The sequence below is a fragment of the Nibribacter koreensis genome (assembly GCF_039541795.1).
Taxonomy (GTDB): Bacteria; Bacteroidota; Bacteroidia; order Cytophagales; family Hymenobacteraceae; genus Nibribacter; species Nibribacter koreensis.
Genome location: NZ_BAABGX010000001.1, coordinates 925,296 through 945,656, shown reverse-complemented (window position 1 = coordinate 945,656; position 20,361 = coordinate 925,296). Strand labels below are relative to the sequence as shown.

Below are 20,361 nucleotides of genomic sequence, written 5' to 3'. Positions count from 1 at the left end.
CTTTCCTCAAAGATACGCAAAAGGAAAGGGAGGGTCGAAGGAAGATAATACACTTGGCTTACTTTTTAACCAGAGTAAAGGCAACAGGTATTCTAGAGGTTAAAATGCCTAAAAGTAAAGGCCGTGCATCTTCCAGCCACGGCGGCGGTTGTACTCCAGAGCCGGGGCCGGAAACTTAAGGACAGACAATACTGCAAAAGTGCCTTTCAAAAACCGACTTCTGGTAGGGATGGCTTGCCAGTTTAAGTCCAGACTCAAATAATATTGCCGGTAAGGGGAGAGATTGGCCAGCCGGTTAGCATCCACGTCATGGTAGACAATCTCTTCGGCACCATAACCCAAGGCAACGTTTAACCATTTTGGATAGCCAGAAGCCCTAGGAAGGAATTTAGCCACGTCCACGCTCAACCAATAGGTCTGTCCATTGTAGTCCTTTAGAATTTGCTCTTGCCAGTTTTTGCCCAGCACGTTAGGCCTGATGGCTGCATACTGGGTGGAGTGGAAAGAGAACTTGGGTAAGATCCTGGTTCCGCCCCAGGCCAGCTGTTGCCCAATCACGGCAAAGGAGCCCGCGGCGTTAGCGGCCAGGTCTGAGGCCGAGGCACCGTAGTCAGGAGACCTTCCGTCCAGGTATTCGATGGGGCTTTGCAGGACAATGCCCAACAGACCGCCGTACCAAATGGCTTTCTTTTCGGGCATTCCGGTTCTTTTGAGCGCTTCAATACCCAGTCGGCTTTCATGGAAGGCTCCCCAGAAGTGCCCGGCCTTGTCTACCTGCTTCCATTCCTGGGCATCATTGAACCAATGGAAAGAGGAGCGGGGCTGGTCTTGGTACCAGGTTTCGCCTAAGGCAATCAGACTTCCTGTATACACGGCTGCGCCTCCAGCCAGCCACCACGGCGAGAGGGTTTTGGTCTGGGCAACGGTGTCTATGGTAGAAAGATTGGAAGCGGTTTGTGCGAATGAAGCGGTATGTATCAGGCACGACAGAAGCAGGAACCAGAAAGGAACCCAGGTTTTACTGTATATTGAGAGCCGGCGTGCCACAAACCAAATGTACACAAAGCGGGGCAAACCCCAGAATAAGATAATCACGCAAAAAGAAATGAAATAAAACTTGCACGGTAAATTTCAACCCATACATTTGCAACATGAATACACAATTAGTACACGGCGCTTGGTGGCACATCCTTCATATTTGATGGGTGAACCGACTGCTTTATACAATTGATGTATACCAAAGGCCCGGGTTCACCCCGGGCCTTTGGCGTTTTTAAAAGGTTACAATAGCATTTTACAGATAATTACATGGTATCAGGAAATTCATTTGCACAGCACCATTGGTGGCATCTTTCTCACGATTGATGAACAGCCCTATAATGCCTTTGCATTAAATCTCCTTTTATCAGAAAGGCCTGCTGTTCTAAACAAACAGCAGGCTTTTTTATTTAAACTCCATGAGCACCTTCAAACTAAAAACACAATACCGCCAACTGCTGGCAGACACGGTCACCCCGGTGGGCATCTACCTACAACTGCGCGATAAGTACCGTAACTGTCTGCTGCTGGAAAGCTCTGACTACCACGGCCAGGAAAACTCCTTCAGCTACATCTGCTGTGAGCCCATTGGCGAGTTTGTGCTAAAGAATAACGTGCTGCGCCAGAGTTATCCAGACGGTACGTTTGAGGAGCAAGTGCTGGAAGACAAGCGGGACGCGGTTCAATTGCTGCAGGCCTACACTCAGAAATTCAAGGTGCCTGACAATGAGTTCGGGTTTATCCAGAACGGGTTGTTTGGCTACATTTCGTTTGAGGCGGTGCAGTATTTTGAGAATGTGCGCTTCCAGGAAAAGGACACGGCGCATGCGGGCTTGCCAGAGATTCTTTACCACGCTTTCCGGTTTGTCATTGCCATCAACCACTTCAAAAACGAACTCTACATTTTTGAGCACTTTCTGGGAAAAGAGCCCAAAAATGATGGCTTAGATGAACTGGAAGCCCGCATCAGAAACACTAACATCCCTATGTTCAATTTCCAGGCCGAAGGGCAGGAAATCTCTAACATGACGGATGATGAATTCTTGAAGGTGTTGGAGCAGGGGCAGAAGCACTGCCATTTGGGAAACGTGTTTCAGATTGTATTGTCCAGGCAGTTCAAGCAGGCGTTTAGGGGCGATGAGTTCAATGTGTACCGGGCTTTAAGGTCCATCAATCCGTCGCCGTATCTGTTCTACTTTGACTACGGCACATTCAAGATTTTCGGGTCATCGCCAGAGGCGCAGTTGCAGATTAAAGGCGACCAAGCCAGCATCTTTCCCATTGCCGGTACCTTCCAGCGCACGGGTAACGACCAGTCTGACGCCGAGCTTACCCAGAAGTTGTACGATGACCCCAAAGAGAATGCCGAGCACGTGATGCTGGTGGATTTGGCCCGCAACGATTTAAGCCGCCATGGGAACAATGTGAAGGTAGAGGTCTTTAAGGAAGTGCAATACTATTCCCATGTCATCCACCTGGTGTCAAAAGTGACAGCCACCTTGCCAGAGGCACATAGCTCGGTGCAGATAGTGGCAGACACGTTTCCGGCGGGCACCTTGTCAGGGGCACCTAAACACCGCGCTTTGACCATCATAGATGAACTAGAGCCCACCACCCGGGGTTATTACGGGGGCTGTCTAGGCTACCTAGGCTTCAATGGTGACTTTAACCATGCCATCATGATTAGGTCCTTTTTGAGCGTGAAAAACCAGTTGTACTACCAGGCGGGCGCTGGGGTTGTGGCCAAGTCAGACATCAAAAGTGAACTGCAGGAGGTGCACCACAAATTAGCCGCCCTTCGCAAAGCACTGGAGAAAGCCACCAGCATTTAAAAATTTTGACAACCTACGTTTTTGGCCTGATTTCTGGAAAACAAGCTAAAAACGAAACCAAACCCAATCCATCTAACAGAACCCTTTAGTACGCTTACCATGAAAATTTTAGTGTTAGATAACTATGACTCCTTTACCTATAACCTGGTGCAGATGCTTCGGGAGCTGGGGTATGGAGAAGAGTTGCAAGTGCACCGCAACGACCAGATAGATTTAGACGCCGTAGAGGCCTTTGACGTGATTGTGCTTTCGCCGGGTCCGGGCATTCCAGAAGGTGCGGGAATCATGCCAGCCCTTATTCAGCGGTATGCGCCCACCAAGCGCATCTTGGGCGTTTGTTTGGGGCACCAAGCTATTGCTGAGGCTTTTGGCGGCACACTTTCTAACATGGAGGAAGTCTACCACGGCGTATCGTCTACCGTGCGCGTTGTCAACCAATACGAAGTCCTTTTCAGAAACCTGCCACAAACGTTCCAGGTGGGGCGTTACCATTCCTGGACGGTGGTGCCAGATACCTTACCCTCCGTTTTTCAAGTGACGGCGGTAGACAACAACGGCGAGATACTGGCCCTGCGTCATAAGCAGTATGACGTGTGCGGCTTGCAGTTTCATCCAGAGTCCATCCTCACAGATTACGGCAAAGACATGCTGGAGAATTGGTTGCGTAACCCCTCTCAGCGCGTAACCAAATGGACATCTTTTGCCGCTTCCATTTCTCTATGAAAAACATACTCCAACAGCTCACCGAGCATAAGACGCTTACCAAAGAAACCGCTCGCGAAGTCTTGATAGGCATAGGCAAAGGCGAAGCCAACGCCAGTCAGCTGGCCGCTTTCATGACCGTGTTCCTCATGCGCAACATCACCGTGCAAGAATTAGACGGCTTTAGAGAAGCCATGCTGGAGCTCTGCCTTTTGCCTGACCTGGGCACCGATAAGGTGATTGACCTGTGCGGCACCGGCGGCGATGGCAAGGACACCTTCAACATTTCTACGCTGGCCTCTTTTGTGGTGGCAGGAGCGGGGTATAAGGTGGCCAAGCACGGTAACTTCGGGGTGTCTTCTGTCTGCGGGTCGTCTAACGTGATGGCGCACCTAGGCTACACGTTCACAAACGACAGCACTGAATTAAAAGCCAAACTGGAGCGCGCCAACATCTGCTTTATGCACGCGCCCTCGTTCCATCCGGCCATGCGCGAGGTGGCGCCTATTCGGAAAGATCTGGGCGTGAAGACCTTCTTCAACATGCTGGGTCCCATGATAAATCCGGCCAAGCCGCAATACCAGTTGGTGGGCGTCTTCAGCCTGGAGTTGTTGCGCCTGTACACGTATCTCTACCAGCAGACCGGAAAACGTTTTGCCTTGGTGCATTCGCTGGACGGATATGACGAAGTTTCTTTAACAGGAGCCTTCAAACTTGTTACGCCCAAAGGCGAGGAGATTTTACAACCTTCGGACCTAGGCTTGCCTACTTACACGCCTGAACAACTGGATGGCGGAACTACCGTGGCAGATTCGGCGGCCATTTTTCTAGATGTTTTGAACGGGAATGCTACCCAGGCCCAGCAAGATGCAGTCATTGCCAACGCTGGATTAGGCATCTATTGCGCCGATGAAAACTTGACTCTGCAGGAATCCATTGCCAAAGCCCGGCAGTCCCTAGCCAACAAACAGGCGCTTCATTCCTTTAACCAGCTTTTAGCCAACTAACCATATGTCTAACATCTTAGATCAAATTGTCTTACATAAACGCCAGGAAGTAGCCGACCGCAAAAGCCTGGTACCCGTTAAGTTGTTGGAGAACAGCATATACTTTCCGTCGCAGCCTATCTCTCTGCGCAAGTACCTGCAACGTCCAGACCTGAGCGGCATCATTGCCGAATACAAACGCAAGTCGCCTTCTTTGGGCACCATCAACGCCTATGCGCCGGTAGAAAGAACGTCAATTGGGTACATGCAGGCAGGGGCAAGTGCCTTATCTGTCTTAACGGATACTCAATTCTTTGGAGGCAAAAATGAGGACTTGACCACCGCTCGCAAATTCAACTTGTGTCCTATCCTGCGCAAAGACTTTGTGATTGACGAATACCAGATTCTGGAGGCCAAATCCATTGGGGCAGACGCAATACTATTGATTGCCGCCATACTGACGAAAGAAGAAGTGGAGCGCCTGGGACAGTTTGCGCACTCCTTGGGTTTGGAGGTTTTATTAGAAGTGCATGACCGCCAGGAACTGGAAAACAACCTGACGCCGCACGTGGATTTGATTGGCGTCAACAACCGCAATTTGAAAGACTTTTCGGTGTCCATTGAGACCTCTAAAGAACTGGCATCGCTTATCCCGAATGACTTTGTTAAGGTGACAGAAAGCGGTTTGTCCAAAGCCGAGAATCTAGTGGAGTTGCGGCAGTACGGCTACGAAGGCTTCTTGATAGGGGAGGCGTTCATGCGCACCAGTCGGCCAGAGAAAGCCTGCCTGACGTTAGTGGAAGAAGTGAAAAAACTAAGTGCCCAACAACTGGTTTCAGCCTAAGACAAAGGCTTTGAGATTTAGACAGACTTGACAGACAGACAACAAAACAATGCCTTACAGAAAACTTAAAATCAAAGTCTGCGGCATGAAGTACACCGAAAACATTGATGAGTTGTTGGTGCTTCAGCCAGATTACGTGGGCTTTATCTTCTATGATAAATCGCCGCGCTTTTTGACTACCCCTTGGGCCGTTTTCTCTTCTACTTTTCTAATAGGCACGCGCAAAGTGGGTGTCTTTGTAGATGAGCAGGTGGTGAACATCCTCCAAAAATCCACCGACTTGGGCTTGGAAGTGGTGCAGTTGCACGGTCATGAAAGCCCTCAAATGTGCAGCGAGTTGCGGGACACGGGACTGGAGGTGATGAAGGCGTTCAGGGTAGGAGACAACTTTGATTTTGAGCAGTTGCGGGACTATACCGTAGGCTGTGACTACTTTCTGTTTGACGCCAGCGGCCCAAATCCCGGCGGAAACGGCATTCGGTTTGACTGGAACAACCTGCAAAACTATCGCTTTGATGTGCCTTTTTTTCTGAGCGGCGGCATTGACGTGGAGCATGTAGAAGAAATCAAAGCCATACGGCACCCACAGCTGTATGGGATAGACCTTAACAGCAAATTTGAAACCCAACCCGGCTTAAAAGACGTGGCCCGCGTGAGGCAGTTTGTAGAAGCTTTGCGCGCAGAGCCCATCCACCCATCTTATAAATAAAACTATGTACGGAGTAAATGAGCGTGGCTATTACGGACAGTTTGGGGGAGCTTTCATCCCCGAGATGCTGTACCCAAATGTAGAAGAGCTTAGAGAGAAATACCTGCAGATTATTCAGGAGCCTGCTTTTAAAGCCGAGATGGATGATTTGTTACGCGACTACGTGGGCCGACCTACGCCCTTGTATCATGCCAAGCGTCTTTCTGAGCGCTACAATACCAAAATTTACCTCAAGCGCGAAGATCTCAACCACACCGGCGCCCATAAAATCAACAACACCGTCGGGCAGATTCTATTGGCCAAGCGCTTGGGCAAAACCCGTATCATTGCAGAGACGGGCGCGGGTCAGCACGGCGTAGCTACGGCTACCGTGTGTGCCTTGGCCGGTCTGGAATGCATAGTTTACATGGGCAAAATTGACACCGAACGTCAACGACCCAACGTGGAGAAAATGCGCCTGATGGGGGCCACCGTGGTATCGGTGACCTCTGGAAGCCAGACCTTGAAGGACGCAACCAATGAAGCTATTCGGGACTGGATAAACAACCCCGTAGACACACACTACATCATTGGCTCAGTAGTAGGCCCGCACCCGTATCCAGACATGGTGGCCCGATTTCAGTCGGTTATCAGTGAAGAGATAAGAAAGCAGTTGCTGGAGAAAGAAGGCCGCGAATTGCCGGATTATGTGGTAGCCTGCGTAGGCGGTGGAAGTAATGCCGCGGGTGCCTTTTACCATTTCCTGGATGAACCCAGCGTGCAATTGGTGGCGGTTGAAGCCGCAGGCTTGGGGGTAGACTCAGGGCATTCGGCGGCCACGTCTGTGCTGGGTAAAACCGGCATCATCCATGGCAGTAAAACCCTGCTCATGCAAACCGAGGACGGCCAAATCACGGAGCCTTATTCCATTTCCGCTGGCTTGGATTACCCAGGCGTAGGCCCACAGCACGCGCATTTGGCAGACACGGGCCGAGCCCGGTTCATTGCCATCACCGATGACGAGGCCATGGAGGCCCTGCGCGAACTGAGCCGTCTGGAAGGCATCATCCCAGCCATAGAAACGTCCCACGCCCTGGCGGCTTTGGGACAGTTAGGCGCCGGTCCAGAAGACGTGGTTGTGCTGAACCTTTCTGGCCGCGGCGATAAAGACTTGAATACCATTCTCACCTATTTTGAAGCCCACGATGTCCAAAAATAGACTCACCCGCCTGTTCCAAAAAAACCAAGGCAACCTGCTCAATGTGTACTTCACGGCTGGTTTTCCTAACCTGAATGACACCGTCACCATCTTAGAAGAACTGCAATCTGCCGGCGCAGACTTGGTGGAAATTGGTATGCCCTTCTCTGACCCGCTCGCCGATGGCCCTACCATCCAAGCCAGCAACCAGGTAGCCCTGGAAAACGGTATGAGCGTCAAGACTCTGTTCCAGCAGTTAGAGGGCATTCGGGAGAAAGTAACGCTGCCTATCATCTTAATGGGCTATTTGAACCCAGTGTTGCAATTTGGCTTTGAGGCCTTTTGTGAAGCCGCTGCCAGGGTTGGAGTAGACGGCTTTATTCTTCCAGACATGCCATTGGTGGAATATGAAGAAGAGTACAAGCCCATTCTGGATAAATACGGCTTGAGCCTCATCTTCCTGATTACCCCACAGACCACCGAGGACCGCATCCGGAAAATTGACACCCTCACGGATTCTTTCATTTACATGGTGTCCAGCGCCAGTACCACCGGCAGCCAGGTGCAGACCAACGAGGCCCAGCAAGCCTATTTCTCCAGAGTGAAAGCTTTAGAGTTGCGCAGTCCCTTGTTGATTGGCTTCGGAATTTCGGATAAGGTGTCTTTTGAGATGGCCTGCCAGACTGCGCACGGTGCCATTATTGGCAGCGCCTTTATCAAAGCCTTGCAACAGCCGTCAGAGGTGAAAGAGAATGTGCGCACTTTCTTAAAAAGCATAAAATCTAATCAACCAACCTCCTCACTTTTGTCATCCTGAAAGGATTTTGTTGGCAAGCTATAAAAGCGTTTAATTAAGCGCCTTTCTAGTTTGTAGACAAGATCTTTCCAAGATGACAGGAGAGAGGTGAAATTTCCAAATCAGACCGATGTTAGTACAACTCCAAGCAGATATAAACCCAGCGCAGAAAGAGGCCATCATCCAAAAGGCCAATGAGCTGAAATACAAAATCACCGAGGTCATCACCCAGCAGGGGCATTACCTGGTGGGTACCGGCAAAGCCGATTTTGACGTGCGCGCCGTGGGAAACCTGCCCGGCATCAAAGACCTGCACATCGTGTCAGATGACTACAAGCTGGTCTCCCGGAAATGGAAAGTGAATCCAACGGTCATTGACTTCGGGGACGGGTTGCGCGTGAAGGAAGGGGAGTTCACCATCATGGCCGGTCCTTGCTCTATTGAGAACGAGGAGCAGGTGGAGAAAACCATCAACCACCTGGTGGAACAAGGCGTGCGCTTCATGCGCGGCGGCGTGTTCAAGCCGCGTAGCTCTCCGTATTCTTTCAGAGGACTAGGGCTGGAAGGCCTGAAAATGTTCTACGACATGTGCCGCGCCAAAGGAATTAAAGTAGTCACTGAGGTGATGCAGGTTTCGCAGATTGCGCCCATGGAACCGTACACCGATGTGTTTCAGGTAGGCGCCCGCAACACGCAAAACTTCAACCTGCTGGACGAGCTGGGCAAGGTAGACAAACCTGTCTTGTTAAAGCGAGGTATCTCGGGTACCATTGACGAACTGCTGTACTCTGCGGAATACATCTTCTCCGGCGGAAACGAGAAACTGATGCTCTGCGAGCGCGGTATCCGGACCTATGAGACTGCCAGCCGTAACACCTTGGACTTAAATGCCATTCCCATCCTGAAGGAGAAGACGCACCTACCGGTCATTGTAGACCCTTCGCACGGCATTGGCATACGCGAGTATGTGGAGCCTATGGCCCTGGCCGCCATCATGGCCGGCGCCGATGGCATCATCTATGAAACCCACGAGAAGCCAGAAGAAGCCGCCTCTGACGGCGCCCAGACCCTGAGCTTCCCGGAGTCCGAGCGCATGATTAAGAAAATGCAAAAGACCTTCACGCTTAGAAAAGAGCTGGGGAATTAAGTACGCATTCCGTCCCCCTTTGAAGGGGGTAGGGGGATGACAAGAGCGCATCAATTTGAAAAAAGCTTTTTTCTCAGACATTGTAATCCCGGAATTATAATCTGTGGGTCATCTATAATGCATATCATCCCCCAACCCCCTTCAAAGGGGGACGGAATGCGTCATGGTCTGATTCTTAATTCTTAATTTCTAATTATTAATTAAATCCGTTTTTGGCTTATTTCCTGAAAAACAGGCTAAAAACGGAAGAACCTTCAAAGAATTCTGCCGTTTAATTTGGAGATGCAATTCACGGCCTCTACTTTTAGACCCATGCAAGCACAACACTTGAACATTTGCAATTATTATTACTACCGCCCTGAGTCCCTCGGTCGGAAGGAAATTGCGTGCGTTCAAGGATAACAAAGAAGATTTATCCCAACCATACAAAGCCTGGTTCCGACAACGGAGCCAGGCTTTTTTTATGTCCTTTTATTCGCTTAGAATCTAAAACAACCTTCTATGTCAACCATCATCTTAACCCAGGATTACGCCGCTTACACGCCAGAACACCAACAGGTATGGAACCTGCTGTATACCCGCCAACTAAACATTCTGCCGGCCGCCGCCACAAAGGCGTTTCTACTGGGGCTAGAGGACGTAGGGTTTGAGCCCAACCGAATTCCAGACTTTGAGGAGGTGAACGTGCGGTTGCTGGCCAAAACAGGCTGGCAATTAGTGGGCGTGCCGGGCATTGTAGACAACCGCACCTTTTTTGAGTTGCTGTCCCAGCGCAAGTTTCCGGCCACTACCTGGTTGCGCACCATGAGCCAGCTGGATTACCTGGAAGAGCCAGACATGTTCCATGACGTCTTCGCGCACGTGCCGCTGCTGGCCAACCATGAGTTCGTGAATTTTCTGGAGGCCATGAGCCAGGTAGCCTTGAATTTCTTGGACAATGAGTGGGCCGTGGAGCTTATTTCCAGGCTGTACTGGTACACGGTGGAGTTTGGACTGATAGAAGAGGAGGGCGAGTTACGTATCTACGGTGCGGGTATTCTATCCTCGGCAGGTGAGACGGCTTACTCTCTTTCTGAGGAGCCTAAGCGGCATTCGTTCAACGTGCGCCAGATTCTTCAGACGCCGTACATCAAGGAGAAATTCCAGGAAGAATACTTCGTGCTGGAGGATTACAGCCAGCTGATGGCTTCGCTCACTGCGTTTGAGGACGAGTTGCAACTGGCTTTAGCTCAGGAAGAAATAAAATAAATTGCCGATTTTGGGCTGTTTTTTACAAATCAGCGTAAAAACGATTTGAAGTGTCACAAAAAGTTTATACATTAGTCTTGAAATGAAACTATTTGCCCTCTATTTTACGATTGTCAAGTGTAATCCGATGCAGCTATCGCTCGGAACCGAGACACCGTATGGGCAATTTGAGTCAATCTAGACGATCAAATTTTCACCTATAAAAGGCCTGGTTCCAAGTTTGGAGCCAGGCCTTTTTTTTATGCTTACCGCTATGTATCAACAACCGTATCACCAGTACACCATTCAGCACCAGCAGATTTGGAACATCCTGTTTACCAAACGGGTAGAGGCCTTGTCACATGTGGTAGCTGTCAATTTCTGGCAGGGCGTGAAAGCCCTAGACCTGAAGGCGTATTTCATTCCTGAGTTTCTGGAGCTGAATTTCTGGATGCAAAAAAATACGGACTGGCAGGTAGTGGCAGTGGAGCAAAGCCCGCGTCCGGCGCAGGTGCTGGCCAAATGGAGCAAACGCAAATTCCCAGCCCAAACCCAGCTACGTCTGCACCCAGACGCCGACTTGCGCTTACAGGGAAATTCTGATTTGTTTCTGGACATCTTCAGCCAGTTGCCTTGGCTGGCGCAGCCAGAGGTGCGCGACTTCTTGTTCCGCTTGGGTACCTTGGCGCAGAAAAGCCAAGACCCGGCCACGGTAGAAGCGCTGTGGCAGATTTCCCAGCACGTGCTGGGCAACGGCCTGCTGCGGGACCACAAAGGCCAGATGACCTTGTTCGGGTCACGCTTGATTTCCAACGCCCCAGAAGGGGAGGCTGCCCTGCGCCACGAGACCAAATGGCAGCCCTTGGCTTTAGAGGAGTTGGTGGCCATGCCGTTTGAAGAAGGCAAGCAACCGCAGGCCTACTTCGTGCTGGAAAGCCTTTCTGATTTGACCACGCTGATGGAGCGCTTAGAAAAAGAAGGCATCCCTGCCAAAGAGGAACCCGCCGTCTTGCAAATGGTGGCTGGGTAAGTCTGTCGTTTTTGGCCTGTTTTCTAGGAAACAGGCCAAAAACGGAAAGGCGGTTGCTAAAGAAATGCATCCTTGGCAACCGCCTTTTTTTAGGGCTGACTTTCTCTTCCCTTACTTATTCAGTTTGTTCTCTTTTTCCAAATAGTCCTGCAAACCGGTGCCAATGATGAAGTTCCAGCCAGCTTCAAAGTTTTTGCGGGCCAAGTCTGGGTTGTCTTTGGGGAAGGTCTCTGTGCCGGCGTGGATAAGCTTGACGCGGGTGCCTTTGTTTTCTGGCGTCAGTTCAAAGGTGACCAGGGTGTCCCCGGGCTGGCCTTCATAGCGCCAGGTGTGCGCTAATTTTTGCTGGGGAATGGCGACCTGTACTTCGCAGAGATGAAGGAAGGTACGGCCCTCGTTCTCCCCCGTGAACTGAAACTGATGGCCCACCTTCGGCTCAAATCCCGGAATGTCAAAGTACCACTTCTTCATTTCTTCTGGATTGGTAAGCGCCTGCCAAATGGTTTCTGGACTTGCCTCAAAAGAGCGCTCTACAATGATGGGTTCTATGGCCATACTGGTTGTGTTTGGGACGTGGATGGAAGCCAAGTTAGCCAATTACCATTCTGCAATGCAAGCCTCAAAATGAAATCTTATAGAATGAACCCTATTGGGCAGATTGGTTGTTGCTGCGGTCAGGCTCACATTTCCATTTCAATCCAAAATTTCAGGCTATTTCAAAAGCTGGTTTGGCTCAGGAAAAAAGGCGATTAAAATAGTATCTTTGCGCTCTCATTATAAGACATCATGATTTCAGTTGACGCGGTTGCGGTAGAATTCAACGGTTCAGCGCTTTTCAGCAATGTAACCTTTAACATCAATGAAAATGACCGGATTGCCCTCATGGGTAAAAACGGGGCCGGAAAATCTACTTTATTGAAGATTATTGCCGGGGCAAACAAGCCTACCAAAGGCAAGGTGTCGGCGCCCAAAGATGCGGTGATTGCCTACCTGCCACAGCACTTGCTCACCAAAGACGAGAGCACCGTTTTTGAGGAGGCGTCCAAGGCGTTCGGCTCCATTCTGGAGATGAAAAACCAGATGGACTACCTCAACTCCCAGCTGGAAACCCGTACCGACTACGAGTCTGACGCCTACATGAAACTCATTGAGGACGTCTCTGAACTGAGTGAGAAATACTACTCCATTGAAGAGGTCAACTTTGACGCCGAGGTAGAAAAGACCTTGCTGGGCCTTGGCTTCGTGCGCTCTGATTTCAACCGTAATACGAGCGAGTTCTCAGGGGGCTGGCGCATGCGCATTGAGCTGGCCAAAATCCTCTTGCAGAAACCAGACTTGATTCTACTGGATGAGCCTACCAACCACATGGACATTGAGTCCATTCAGTGGCTAGAGGATTTCCTGATTAACAATGCCAAGGCGGTGATTGTTATTTCCCATGACAAGGCCTTTGTAGACAATATCACCAACCGTACCATTGAGGTGACCATGGGTCGTATCTATGACTACAAGGTACCTTACTCACAATATCTGCAGTTGCGCAAAGAGCGCCGTGAGCAACAACAACGTCAGTTTGAAGACCAGCAGAAGGAAATTGCCGACATTCAGGGGTTCATTGACCGCTTTAAAGGCACGTACTCCAAGACCTTGCAGGTGCAGTCCCGTGTGAAGATGCTGGAGAAGATTGAAATTATTGAGGTGGATGAAGTGGACACATCGGCACTGAGTTTGAAATTCCCGCCAGCCCCGCGCTCAGGCAACTACCCAGTGATTGTAGACCACCTGACCAAAAAATACGGCGACCATACGGTCTTCCAGGATGCGTCCATGACCATTGAGCGCGGCCAGAAGGTGGCGTTTGTGGGCAAGAACGGTGAGGGTAAATCTACGCTCATCAAGGCCATCATGAACGAGATTGACTATGACGGCTCCTTGACGCTGGGGCATAACTCCATGATTGGCTATTTCGCGCAGAACCAGGCGTCTTTGATGGACGAAGACTTGACCATCTTCCAAACCATTGACCAGATTGCCGTGGGCGAGGTGCGCACCAAAATCAAAGACATTCTGGGTGCTTTCATGTTCTCTGGTGATGCAGTAGAAAAGAAAGTGAAAATGCTGTCGGGTGGCGAGAAAACTCGTCTGGCCATGATCAAGCTCTTGCTACAGCCCGTGAACCTCTTGATTCTGGATGAGCCTACCAACCACCTGGACATTAAGACCAAAGACATCTTGAAAGACGCCCTGCGCGCCTTTGACGGTACCTTGATTCTAGTATCCCACGACCGTGACTTCCTGGACGGCTTAGCGACTAAAGTGTTCGAGTTTGGCAACAAGCGCATACGCGAGCACTTTGAGGACATCAACGGATTCCTGCGCAACAAGAAAATGGAAAACCTGCGCGACATTGAGCGCAAGGTAGCCATTCCATAATAGAGCATATAGATACAAAAGCCCTTCGTTTTTGGCCTGTTTTGATGGAAAAAGGCTAAAAACGAAGGGCTTTTGATTTTAACTTAATTAGTCTTTTTATGCTGATGTTGTCAACGTAGGAGGTGAAGATGATACTACCGTGTTTTTTCCTGAGAAGCAATATTTTACCAGCCAGTAGTAGAAAAGTGGCACCAAAATAATGGGCATAAGGAAATCTACCAGAGAGAACCATCCGTCAATTTGAGTGCCTCCCTGAGCCTTTAGCCAAACATATCCCAGCGGGCCTTTAGACAGCAGGTTGTAGACGAAATTCCAGCCTAAATGTAAGCCAATTGCCAACACCATAGATGATGTCTTATAGAAAGAATAAGCCCACACCCAACCCATAAGGCCAGTGCTTACAAATACTATGAGCATACCAAATGCATTGCCGAAGAGTCCATAAGAAAACCAATGATACACTCCAAAAGCGATGGCAGATAAAGCCAAGGCCTTGCGTGTACCGATGGTTTGCAACAACACATACAACAGAGCACCCCTGAACATCAGCTCTTCCGTCAGGACTGATCTAAAGGATCAGTAGAAAGAGTAAAGTATTGATTTTATTGTGGCTGTAGGCACCACAATCCAATGCGCTTTTTGCCAAGCCTCATGGCATACTTGTATAAGCATGCAGAGTGCCCCCGCAAACAAGACACCAATCAGGAATTGTAAGAGTCTTTTTGCTATAGGCGCATAACCTAATACGGCCAATCCAGTTCGCCGGAAGAAGTAAAGCAATATCCAAGATAGGGCCAGAAGAACAAATATTCCTGCCATGGTGAAGGATTTAGGTAGGCTGAATCTACTAAAAACTTCCTTTTTCTACAGGTATTCTGCCTCTGAATTTTACTTGACCAGTTGGGTAAATAGTTTCTCTAGAGTTTCCTGCGGGTCAATACACAATCCTGGGTGAATAGGAGAGGACTGTACCACCGTGCTACGGGTAGAGGCCAGCCACCTGAACCTTGAGGCAACGGCCAGCTGACCAATGGTGCCGCCTTCTTTACGGCCCGCGCAGATTCTTTGGAATGCCCTTAGGCGTTCTTGCAGTTCTTCCAAGTCTAGCTCTGGGGCCAAGGCCTTGAGGCGGCACTCGTTCAACTCATAGGCGGTTTGTAGAAAACCTTTAGAGGCGCAGTACAGAATCACGCCCACGTTCACAAACTCTTCGCGCTCCACGCAAGGCACTACCCGGAGCACGGCGTACTCAAATAAGTGCTTTTCTGGCATGGTTAGCTTCGGTAACAAAGATGTGGGAATGTTGTAAGCGTGTTTCCAGGAACTGTATGTAAGCGTCTCTATGGGCCTGAGCAGTCCCAAAAGGGGAGTCCACTCCAGTTAGCCAATCTTCCGGAATAAGCCCTACAATGGTTCTAATAATTTCTGACGTGAGTAAGGCTTTGAAAGCGGCATCTACTGCCTCTAGCTCTGAGGCTACAGGCAGAAGCACGTGGTCTTTTATCTGTACAAAGGGGCGCTTAGCTTGTTCCTCTATGTTGGGCCAGTTATGGTGGAAGTAGAAGGCAGCGCCGTGATCAATGAGCCAGAGTTCCTTGTGCCACATAAGCATGTTGGTGTTGCGGGCGGTACGGTCCACATTGGTGATGAGGCAATCCAGCCACACAATCTGCGAGGCCAGCAATGGGTCTACAGAATTCACCAACGCGTCAAAGGTGATGGCGCCTTTCAGGTAATGTAAACCCAGGTTCCAGCCTTCAGAGAAGCGTAGCAGGTCCTGGATTTCTTCGTCTGGCTCTGTTCTTCCAAATGCCTCATCCAGGTGCGCGAACACTAACTCAGGCATGCGCAGGCCCAGCACGCGTGCCAACTCTCCGGCAATGATCTCTGCCATCAAGGCTTTAATGCCTTGCCCGGCGCCTCTGAATTTTAAGACATATAGAAACTCATCATCGGCCTCTACAATGGCGGGCAGTGAGCCGCCCTCGCGCAGAGGGGTGACGTAGCGTGTCACCTCCACCTTTCTGAGTTCTGGGGAATAGTGCTTCATACAGGTTGTAAATGGCGTACCTCTGCTACAATAAGCAAATTTGGAAGGTACATCCTGAGTAAAGCTACTCCTTTTCTGAAAGTAGGCCAAACGGACTGCTATTAACAAAAATTAGGATCTCTTCGTTTTTAGCCTCAATTCTGAAAAATAGGCCAAAAATGAATGGAGTGGTCATTTATTTACCTTATGTTATTATTTAATTAGAAGAATTGACCAGTAGCCAGGAGCTAGCAAAACCATAATAGCCTTGAAAGAAGCTTACTTTTTAGCAAGAGTATTGGTAGGTTCTGGCGGGGAAGGTTTGAGCATGAAAGCGCGGGCAAATTTACCCAGTATGGTAAACTCATGCTCGAGCACTTTATTCTCCACGGGTTTCAAGGAGCGGAGGTAGGAGATGACGGCGGTCAGGTCTTGGTCGCTCATGTTTTGTCCCTGCATGAAGGGCAACACGGCCTCTCCGTTTGGTTTTACACCATACCTGAGCACTCTGGCAATCTCACCGTCAGTCATGCTTCCAATTCCGGATTTGGCAGGGGTAAGGTTGGTGGTGAAGATCGTCCCGAAAGGCGTCTCCACTTTTTTGCCGCCAGCCAGTGAAGGAGTTTGACCTTGTTTGAGGAGGCCGGCTGGGTCAGGAGCAGGGCTGTGGCACTGGACGCAATTGTTAGAGACCAGTACAATGTGTTTCCCACGTTCTATCACTGCCGGGTTTTTGGATGCTGTGATGTTGGGATAGGGTGCCTCATAAGTAAGGTGCTGACGGGCCATGGTGACCACAGCTACTCCGGCAAGTAGCAAAAGAAGGACTACCGCCGTCCGTTTCAGGATTTTCTTGAACATAGGTATTGAATGGTTTTGGCTAAAAACTAGGTATTAATTGGATAGGTGCTAGGACCGAACGGTTTTATAGCTATTGAAAAGTAGCAAGCCCATTGCCAGGAAGAAAATAACCGCCAATCCAATAGGGGCTTCTTGTTGGGCATACCACACTTTGGTGTTTTCTAACAGAGGATTGATCAGCAAGGGAGTAACTATTTGTGCGATTAGTAAAAACAAGGCAAAAACCACCAATGGAGATAGAAGGATGGCTAGGATTCGTAGCCAAGTTGGTCTGTTCTCACTCAACCGAAATCCAATCCCGGTAGAACCAATGGCTAGCAGTATAATACCGGCTTTCATTAAGAGAGAAGCTGCTCCTGTGTCAATAATCCTACCGTCGGTTGAAATAATGACAATGAGTTTAATGGTCCAAGCCAAAGCACCTGCTATCAATAAAATAGCCGCCACCTTAGTCCAGTGCCTGTAAAGTTGATTTACCTCCATAAGATGATCTTTCTTTTTAAAATAAAGGATGATGAAGTTGTAGAAGGGATGACAACCTGCCATAGGCATATTGAGCCATAGCAAATAAGGTAATCGCTTGCCTCAATAATTCTACCACTAGAATTCAAGGAAAGGACGGTTGAGCTGGTACTTTGTTAAAGCGGCAGTAGGTGCGCTTTTGGTGGGGGAAGGGATTTGAAAAATCTATGTAGGTATTCTAGGCTATTACGTTTAAGCGTGAACTTACTAAACACGCAAGTCGCCTGACACCCTGTTTTCTACGAGGTTTAAAGAAAGAGGTTTATACACTTCGGGTAAAGGATTGAGTGACTTCCCATCCAAGGATTAATGCAGGCTTACTACCTTGGTTATTTTCCATTGGCCGTCCTTGAAATGCCACATCATGATAAACTTAGAAGGATGCATTGGGGCATCTGGTTCTTGATTATTATAGAAGGAATGATATCCAATCTCCACTGCACCGTAACCACTAATAGGATATACTTCCAAGCTTCCTTTTACTAAGGTGCGGGTAACTTTTCCGCAGATATTTTTTTCAATGCTTGCCAGCAGGTCCTTTTTTGAAGTCATAAGCCCACCCCGGTCATGAAAGAACTCGATATCCTCAGAATACATTTCGGCTTGCTTGGCCATATTGCAGGAATTATAAGCGGTAAAGTAGGTACTGTCTAAGGACGCGATGGTTTTATAAAGCGCTAGGTCGTCTGGTTTATAGGCTGAAATAGACCGGGCAGTGTCAGGCTTAGTGGCTGTACAAGAAAATATAGCGAGGACATTTACAACCAAATATAAGCTGGTAAAGAATACCTTTTTCATAAGGAGTTAGTAAAGAGATGGAGCTAATAATTTGTTAGAATTCTTTTACAATTCCTTTACAATTCCTTCACCATCCAAATGTTACACGCAAAATGTCCTGAGTTTCCTAAGGCATGTTGTACAGGTTTAAAACCCGCTTTTTCATACATGCTTACGGCTTTGGCTAATTCTGGAAAGGACTCCAGGTAGAGATGGGTATAGCCAAATTCTTGGGCCAGACCAATGCTTTTTAACAACAACTGGTAGCCAATGCCTTTTCCTCTGGCGTCTGCCGCCAAATAAAATTTGACAAGTTCTGCGTAGCCTTCGGGTAAGCCATCTGTTGGGTACACGCCGCACCCGCCCATGATTAGCCCGTCTTCCTCAGCTACCAGGTAGGCACTGGCCTGTATCTGGAAAAGGCCATAAAGGTTGTCCGTCGTAGGGTCCGTGTAAACGGTTCCGGGTCTATCTATCTTAAATTCTCTGAACACCTGGCGGATTAGGTTAGCTAAAGGCTGGTTGTCCTTGGCTTCTATGGGTCTGAATTGGATGGGCATACAGGGTTAACTGTCAAGTTTATTGACAGCCGAAGGTAGCTAAAGTTATTGGAGGCTAAGCGTGTCTGAGGTAATGGTGGCGGATGTGTCTGCCTCGGCGTTTAATGAATCTAAACCACCGTCTGCACCTTCAACCATATCCTCTGTGGTGGTAATGCCGGTTTTCTCAGTGGTGCCGGATTGCTCACATGCCGCTAACGTTAAAGAGCCAGCGAACAGGAACGTTAATAGAATGTAGGGCTTAGTTTTCATGGGTGATTTAGTTAAGAATGGTTTTACATTAAGTAAATGAAGCTAAGGCTTTGGAGTGGTTTGTACCTGAACTTTCTTGTTTAGTAAGTACCTATGGTTATGGTCTATGCCATCAAATGTATAAACCCAAGTTTGGTTGTTGTCAGTTACAGCTTCAATTTTATAAGTGTTTCCCATCTTAAGGAAAGAAAAGGATTCTACCTTAGGAGATTCGTACAAGGAGCAATCATTAGGAGCGTTTTTCCTGAAAGCGCTGCCATTCAGCTGTTTGGCAAAATCAAGATACCTTGTCTTGTCAATGGTATATGGAGAGAAGTCCTTTGCACTTTGTTCATCAGCGGTGTGCATGTGAATAAAGTTTTGGTAAGGGATGATAGTACCTCCTTTTACTTTAAAGGTAGACTCAACCAAAGCAGTTACAACTTTATCCTGAAAAGCATAAGAAGTAAGGCCATTCGCTTGAAAATCAATGCCTGAGGCCATTTCCTCCATGTGCCAATCATACAAGCCTGGATAAACAAACTGAATGCCTGGGCTAAGACATTCAAATACTCTTATCCATTTGTTTGTTTTTTCATCCTTTTTTAAAAGGAAAAAGCTGGGATATTCTCTATAGGCTGGCTCCACCTGAACCACCATTAGCCCGTCCACTATGGTAGAAGTGTGTACTACCTTGGCTGAGAATTTAGTAGACATTAGTAGGTCCTCGGCAAACAACTGAATCTGTTCTTTGGTGGCTTCCTGAGCCGTAGCGGTTAGCGTTGCCAACGCCAAGATTATGCCTAGCACAAGATTTTTACTCATATATTAGGCCTATTCAACGGCAATTTTTAACACTACCTTCTTTACTACCTCTGTGGTGGCCATGGGTGCGTGTGCATCTGAAGGAAAGAAAATGGTAAAGGAACCTGCCGGTACGTCTAGCCAGGTGTTGGTTCTGTCTGGGTAAAAGGCAATGTCTTTATCGTCTACGTAGGGTTCTGAGGGGGCGCTGCATTCAGACAGGTTCTTCCAGCCCATGCGGTCTGTGCCGGTCACTACATACTGGATGTCAATGTATTTAAGGTGGGCTTCTAGTTTGGCTTGTTCTTGTGGCACGCCCTTGTCTTCAGAAACCAGGGCAAACAGCTGATCGCCTGATAGGTCATGTTTCCCGGTAGATAGCTGGAGCAGGTTGGTGGTACGCAGGAACTGGAATGCCTGCTCAAACAAAGGATGTAGAGAGGTGTACCGGTCAGCATGCTGTAATTGATCTAAAACCATTTTGTGATTAAAAGTAAAGCGTTTAGAACACATACACTTTGCAAGACGCTACAAAAAAACGAAGGCAAGGCGTAATCTAAAGGTAAATTGCAGGTATTTTTAGGAAGCGCCAAATGTGAAGTCATTTTTAGCCTGTTTTCTGCAAAGGAAGCCAAAAACGGAGAAGCCCCGCTTTC

23 protein-coding genes are annotated in these 20,361 nt (G+C 48.7%); 11 read left to right on the top strand and 12 right to left on the bottom strand.

The window, feature by feature from the left end; genetic code table 11:
* Positions 1–108 precede the first annotated feature (108 nt).
* On the bottom strand, positions 109–1,047 hold the full coding sequence (locus ABD880_RS04075) for a DUF2279 domain-containing protein (RefSeq protein ID WP_345162596.1): 939 nt from the start codon (positions 1,045–1,047) through the stop codon (positions 109–111).
* A 410-nt stretch (positions 1,048–1,457) separates the two neighbouring features.
* Between ABD880_RS04075 and ABD880_RS04070 the strand changes: the two genes are divergently transcribed.
* From ABD880_RS04070 to ABD880_RS04025, 10 genes are all read left to right on the top strand, one after another.
* Entirely contained in the window at positions 1,458–2,870 is a 1,413-nt protein-coding gene (locus ABD880_RS04070; protein ID WP_345162594.1) for an anthranilate synthase component I family protein, read from the top strand.
* A gap of 99 nt (positions 2,871–2,969) precedes the next feature.
* The gene (locus tag ABD880_RS04065; protein WP_345162592.1) at positions 2,970–3,593 is read left to right on the top strand and encodes an anthranilate synthase component II; all 624 of its coding nucleotides are present in this window, start codon (positions 2,970–2,972) and stop codon (positions 3,591–3,593) included.
* Positions 3,590–4,579 carry an anthranilate phosphoribosyltransferase gene (gene trpD, locus ABD880_RS04060; RefSeq protein WP_345162590.1) on the top strand — a complete coding sequence of 330 codons (990 nt, stop codon included), beginning with the start codon at positions 3,590–3,592 and terminating at the stop codon, positions 4,577–4,579. Before ABD880_RS04065 ends, trpD begins: the two co-directional genes overlap by 4 nt.
* Before the next feature lie 4 nt (positions 4,580–4,583).
* The gene (trpC, locus tag ABD880_RS04055) at positions 4,584–5,402 is read left to right on the top strand and encodes an indole-3-glycerol phosphate synthase TrpC (protein ID WP_345162588.1); all 819 of its coding nucleotides are present in this window, start codon (positions 4,584–4,586) and stop codon (positions 5,400–5,402) included.
* A gap of 49 nt (positions 5,403–5,451) precedes the next feature.
* Entirely contained in the window at positions 5,452–6,111 is a 660-nt protein-coding gene (locus ABD880_RS04050) for a phosphoribosylanthranilate isomerase (protein ID WP_345162586.1), read from the top strand.
* A gap of 4 nt (positions 6,112–6,115) precedes the next feature.
* Complete coding sequence (gene trpB / locus ABD880_RS04045) at positions 6,116–7,309, top strand: tryptophan synthase subunit beta (RefSeq protein WP_345162584.1); 1,194 nt, start codon at positions 6,116–6,118, stop codon at positions 7,307–7,309.
* The gene (gene trpA / locus ABD880_RS04040) at positions 7,296–8,105 is read left to right on the top strand and encodes a tryptophan synthase subunit alpha (protein WP_345162582.1); all 810 of its coding nucleotides are present in this window, start codon (positions 7,296–7,298) and stop codon (positions 8,103–8,105) included. The genes trpB and trpA overlap by 14 nt, the downstream gene beginning before the upstream one ends.
* A gap of 109 nt (positions 8,106–8,214) precedes the next feature.
* Positions 8,215–9,231, top strand: coding sequence for a 3-deoxy-7-phosphoheptulonate synthase (gene aroF, locus ABD880_RS04035; RefSeq protein ID WP_345162581.1), 1,017 nt, complete (start codon positions 8,215–8,217; stop codon positions 9,229–9,231).
* A gap of 501 nt (positions 9,232–9,732) precedes the next feature.
* Positions 9,733–10,479, top strand: coding sequence for a phenylalanine 4-monooxygenase (locus ABD880_RS04030; protein WP_345162579.1), 747 nt, complete (start codon positions 9,733–9,735; stop codon positions 10,477–10,479).
* Positions 10,480–10,732: 253 nt separating this feature from the next.
* Positions 10,733–11,488, top strand: coding sequence for a hypothetical protein (locus ABD880_RS04025; RefSeq protein WP_345162577.1), 756 nt, complete (start codon positions 10,733–10,735; stop codon positions 11,486–11,488).
* 111 nt (positions 11,489–11,599) lie between these two features.
* Here the strand turns inward: ABD880_RS04025 and ABD880_RS04020 are convergent, their stop codons facing one another.
* Positions 11,600–12,043, bottom strand: coding sequence for an SRPBCC family protein (locus ABD880_RS04020; RefSeq protein ID WP_345162575.1), 444 nt, complete (start codon positions 12,041–12,043; stop codon positions 11,600–11,602).
* Between the two features lie 231 nt (positions 12,044–12,274).
* Here ABD880_RS04020 and ABD880_RS04015 point away from each other — a divergent pair, with 231 nt between their 5' ends.
* Entirely contained in the window at positions 12,275–13,921 is a 1,647-nt protein-coding gene (locus ABD880_RS04015; RefSeq protein WP_345162573.1) for an ABC-F family ATP-binding cassette domain-containing protein, read from the top strand.
* 96 nt (positions 13,922–14,017) lie between these two features.
* Here the strand turns inward: ABD880_RS04015 and ABD880_RS04010 are convergent, their stop codons facing one another.
* The 10 genes from ABD880_RS04010 to ABD880_RS03965 all read right to left on the bottom strand — a co-directional run bounded on the left by ABD880_RS04010 (position 14,018) and on the right by ABD880_RS03965 (position 20,185).
* Entirely contained in the window at positions 14,018–14,482 is a 465-nt protein-coding gene (locus ABD880_RS04010) for a CPBP family intramembrane glutamic endopeptidase (protein WP_345164113.1), read from the bottom strand.
* A gap of 327 nt (positions 14,483–14,809) precedes the next feature.
* A complete protein-coding gene (locus ABD880_RS04005; RefSeq protein ID WP_345162571.1) occupies positions 14,810–15,193 on the bottom strand; it encodes a DUF3037 domain-containing protein in 384 nt (127 codons plus the stop codon).
* A complete protein-coding gene (locus ABD880_RS04000; RefSeq protein WP_345162569.1) occupies positions 15,171–15,971 on the bottom strand; it encodes a HipA family kinase in 801 nt (266 codons plus the stop codon). Before ABD880_RS04000 ends, ABD880_RS04005 begins: the two co-directional genes overlap by 23 nt.
* 258 nt (positions 15,972–16,229) lie before the next feature.
* On the bottom strand, positions 16,230–16,811 hold the full coding sequence (locus ABD880_RS03995; protein ID WP_345162567.1) for a c-type cytochrome: 582 nt from the start codon (positions 16,809–16,811) through the stop codon (positions 16,230–16,232).
* 48 nt (positions 16,812–16,859) lie between these two features.
* The gene (locus ABD880_RS03990; protein ID WP_345162565.1) at positions 16,860–17,357 is read right to left on the bottom strand and encodes a hypothetical protein; all 498 of its coding nucleotides are present in this window, start codon (positions 17,355–17,357) and stop codon (positions 16,860–16,862) included.
* A 282-nt stretch (positions 17,358–17,639) separates the two neighbouring features.
* Positions 17,640–18,131 carry a nuclear transport factor 2 family protein gene (locus ABD880_RS03985; protein WP_345162563.1) on the bottom strand — a complete coding sequence of 164 codons (492 nt, stop codon included), beginning with the start codon at positions 18,129–18,131 and terminating at the stop codon, positions 17,640–17,642.
* 56 nt (positions 18,132–18,187) lie between these two features.
* The gene (locus ABD880_RS03980; RefSeq protein ID WP_345162562.1) at positions 18,188–18,670 is read right to left on the bottom strand and encodes a GNAT family N-acetyltransferase; all 483 of its coding nucleotides are present in this window, start codon (positions 18,668–18,670) and stop codon (positions 18,188–18,190) included.
* A gap of 45 nt (positions 18,671–18,715) precedes the next feature.
* Positions 18,716–18,922, bottom strand: a complete 207-nt coding sequence (locus tag ABD880_RS03975) for a hypothetical protein (RefSeq protein ID WP_345162560.1) — start codon at positions 18,920–18,922, stop codon at positions 18,716–18,718.
* A gap of 42 nt (positions 18,923–18,964) precedes the next feature.
* On the bottom strand, positions 18,965–19,726 hold the full coding sequence (locus tag ABD880_RS03970) for a hypothetical protein (RefSeq protein WP_345162559.1): 762 nt from the start codon (positions 19,724–19,726) through the stop codon (positions 18,965–18,967).
* Between the two features lie 9 nt (positions 19,727–19,735).
* Positions 19,736–20,185 (bottom strand): NanQ anomerase/TabA/YiaL family protein, encoded by a 450-nt coding sequence (locus ABD880_RS03965; protein WP_345162557.1) that lies wholly within the window; start codon positions 20,183–20,185, stop codon positions 19,736–19,738.
* Positions 20,186–20,361: the final 176 nt, after the last annotated feature.

Coding starts and splice junctions, on each gene's coding strand:
- trpB (WP_345162584.1), top strand. CDS start 6,116: ATGTACGGAGTAAATGAGCGTGGCTATTACGGACAGTTTGGGGGAGCT.
- trpD (WP_345162590.1), top strand. CDS start 3,590: ATGAAAAACATACTCCAACAGCTCACCGAGCATAAGACGCTTACCAAA.
- ABD880_RS03995 (WP_345162567.1), bottom strand. CDS start 16,811: ATGTTCAAGAAAATCCTGAAACGGACGGCGGTAGTCCTTCTTTTGCTA.
- ABD880_RS03975 (WP_345162560.1), bottom strand. CDS start 18,922: ATGAAAACTAAGCCCTACATTCTATTAACGTTCCTGTTCGCTGGCTCT.
- ABD880_RS03965 (WP_345162557.1), bottom strand. CDS start 20,185: ATGGTTTTAGATCAATTACAGCATGCTGACCGGTACACCTCTCTACAT.
- ABD880_RS04050 (WP_345162586.1), top strand. CDS start 5,452: ATGCCTTACAGAAAACTTAAAATCAAAGTCTGCGGCATGAAGTACACC.
- ABD880_RS03970 (WP_345162559.1), bottom strand. CDS start 19,726: ATGAGTAAAAATCTTGTGCTAGGCATAATCTTGGCGTTGGCAACGCTA.
- ABD880_RS04065 (WP_345162592.1), top strand. CDS start 2,970: ATGAAAATTTTAGTGTTAGATAACTATGACTCCTTTACCTATAACCTG.
- ABD880_RS04025 (WP_345162577.1), top strand. CDS start 10,733: ATGTATCAACAACCGTATCACCAGTACACCATTCAGCACCAGCAGATT.
- ABD880_RS04005 (WP_345162571.1), bottom strand. CDS start 15,193: ATGCCAGAAAAGCACTTATTTGAGTACGCCGTGCTCCGGGTAGTGCCT.
- ABD880_RS03985 (WP_345162563.1), bottom strand. CDS start 18,131: ATGAAAAAGGTATTCTTTACCAGCTTATATTTGGTTGTAAATGTCCTC.
- ABD880_RS03990 (WP_345162565.1), bottom strand. CDS start 17,357: ATGGCAGGTTGTCATCCCTTCTACAACTTCATCATCCTTTATTTTAAA.
- ABD880_RS04070 (WP_345162594.1), top strand. CDS start 1,458: ATGAGCACCTTCAAACTAAAAACACAATACCGCCAACTGCTGGCAGAC.
- trpA (WP_345162582.1), top strand. CDS start 7,296: ATGTCCAAAAATAGACTCACCCGCCTGTTCCAAAAAAACCAAGGCAAC.
- aroF (WP_345162581.1), top strand. CDS start 8,215: ATGTTAGTACAACTCCAAGCAGATATAAACCCAGCGCAGAAAGAGGCC.
- ABD880_RS03980 (WP_345162562.1), bottom strand. CDS start 18,670: ATGCCCATCCAATTCAGACCCATAGAAGCCAAGGACAACCAGCCTTTA.
- ABD880_RS04000 (WP_345162569.1), bottom strand. CDS start 15,971: ATGAAGCACTATTCCCCAGAACTCAGAAAGGTGGAGGTGACACGCTAC.
- ABD880_RS04015 (WP_345162573.1), top strand. CDS start 12,275: ATGATTTCAGTTGACGCGGTTGCGGTAGAATTCAACGGTTCAGCGCTT.
- ABD880_RS04020 (WP_345162575.1), bottom strand. CDS start 12,043: ATGGCCATAGAACCCATCATTGTAGAGCGCTCTTTTGAGGCAAGTCCA.
- trpC (WP_345162588.1), top strand. CDS start 4,584: ATGTCTAACATCTTAGATCAAATTGTCTTACATAAACGCCAGGAAGTA.
- ABD880_RS04030 (WP_345162579.1), top strand. CDS start 9,733: ATGTCAACCATCATCTTAACCCAGGATTACGCCGCTTACACGCCAGAA.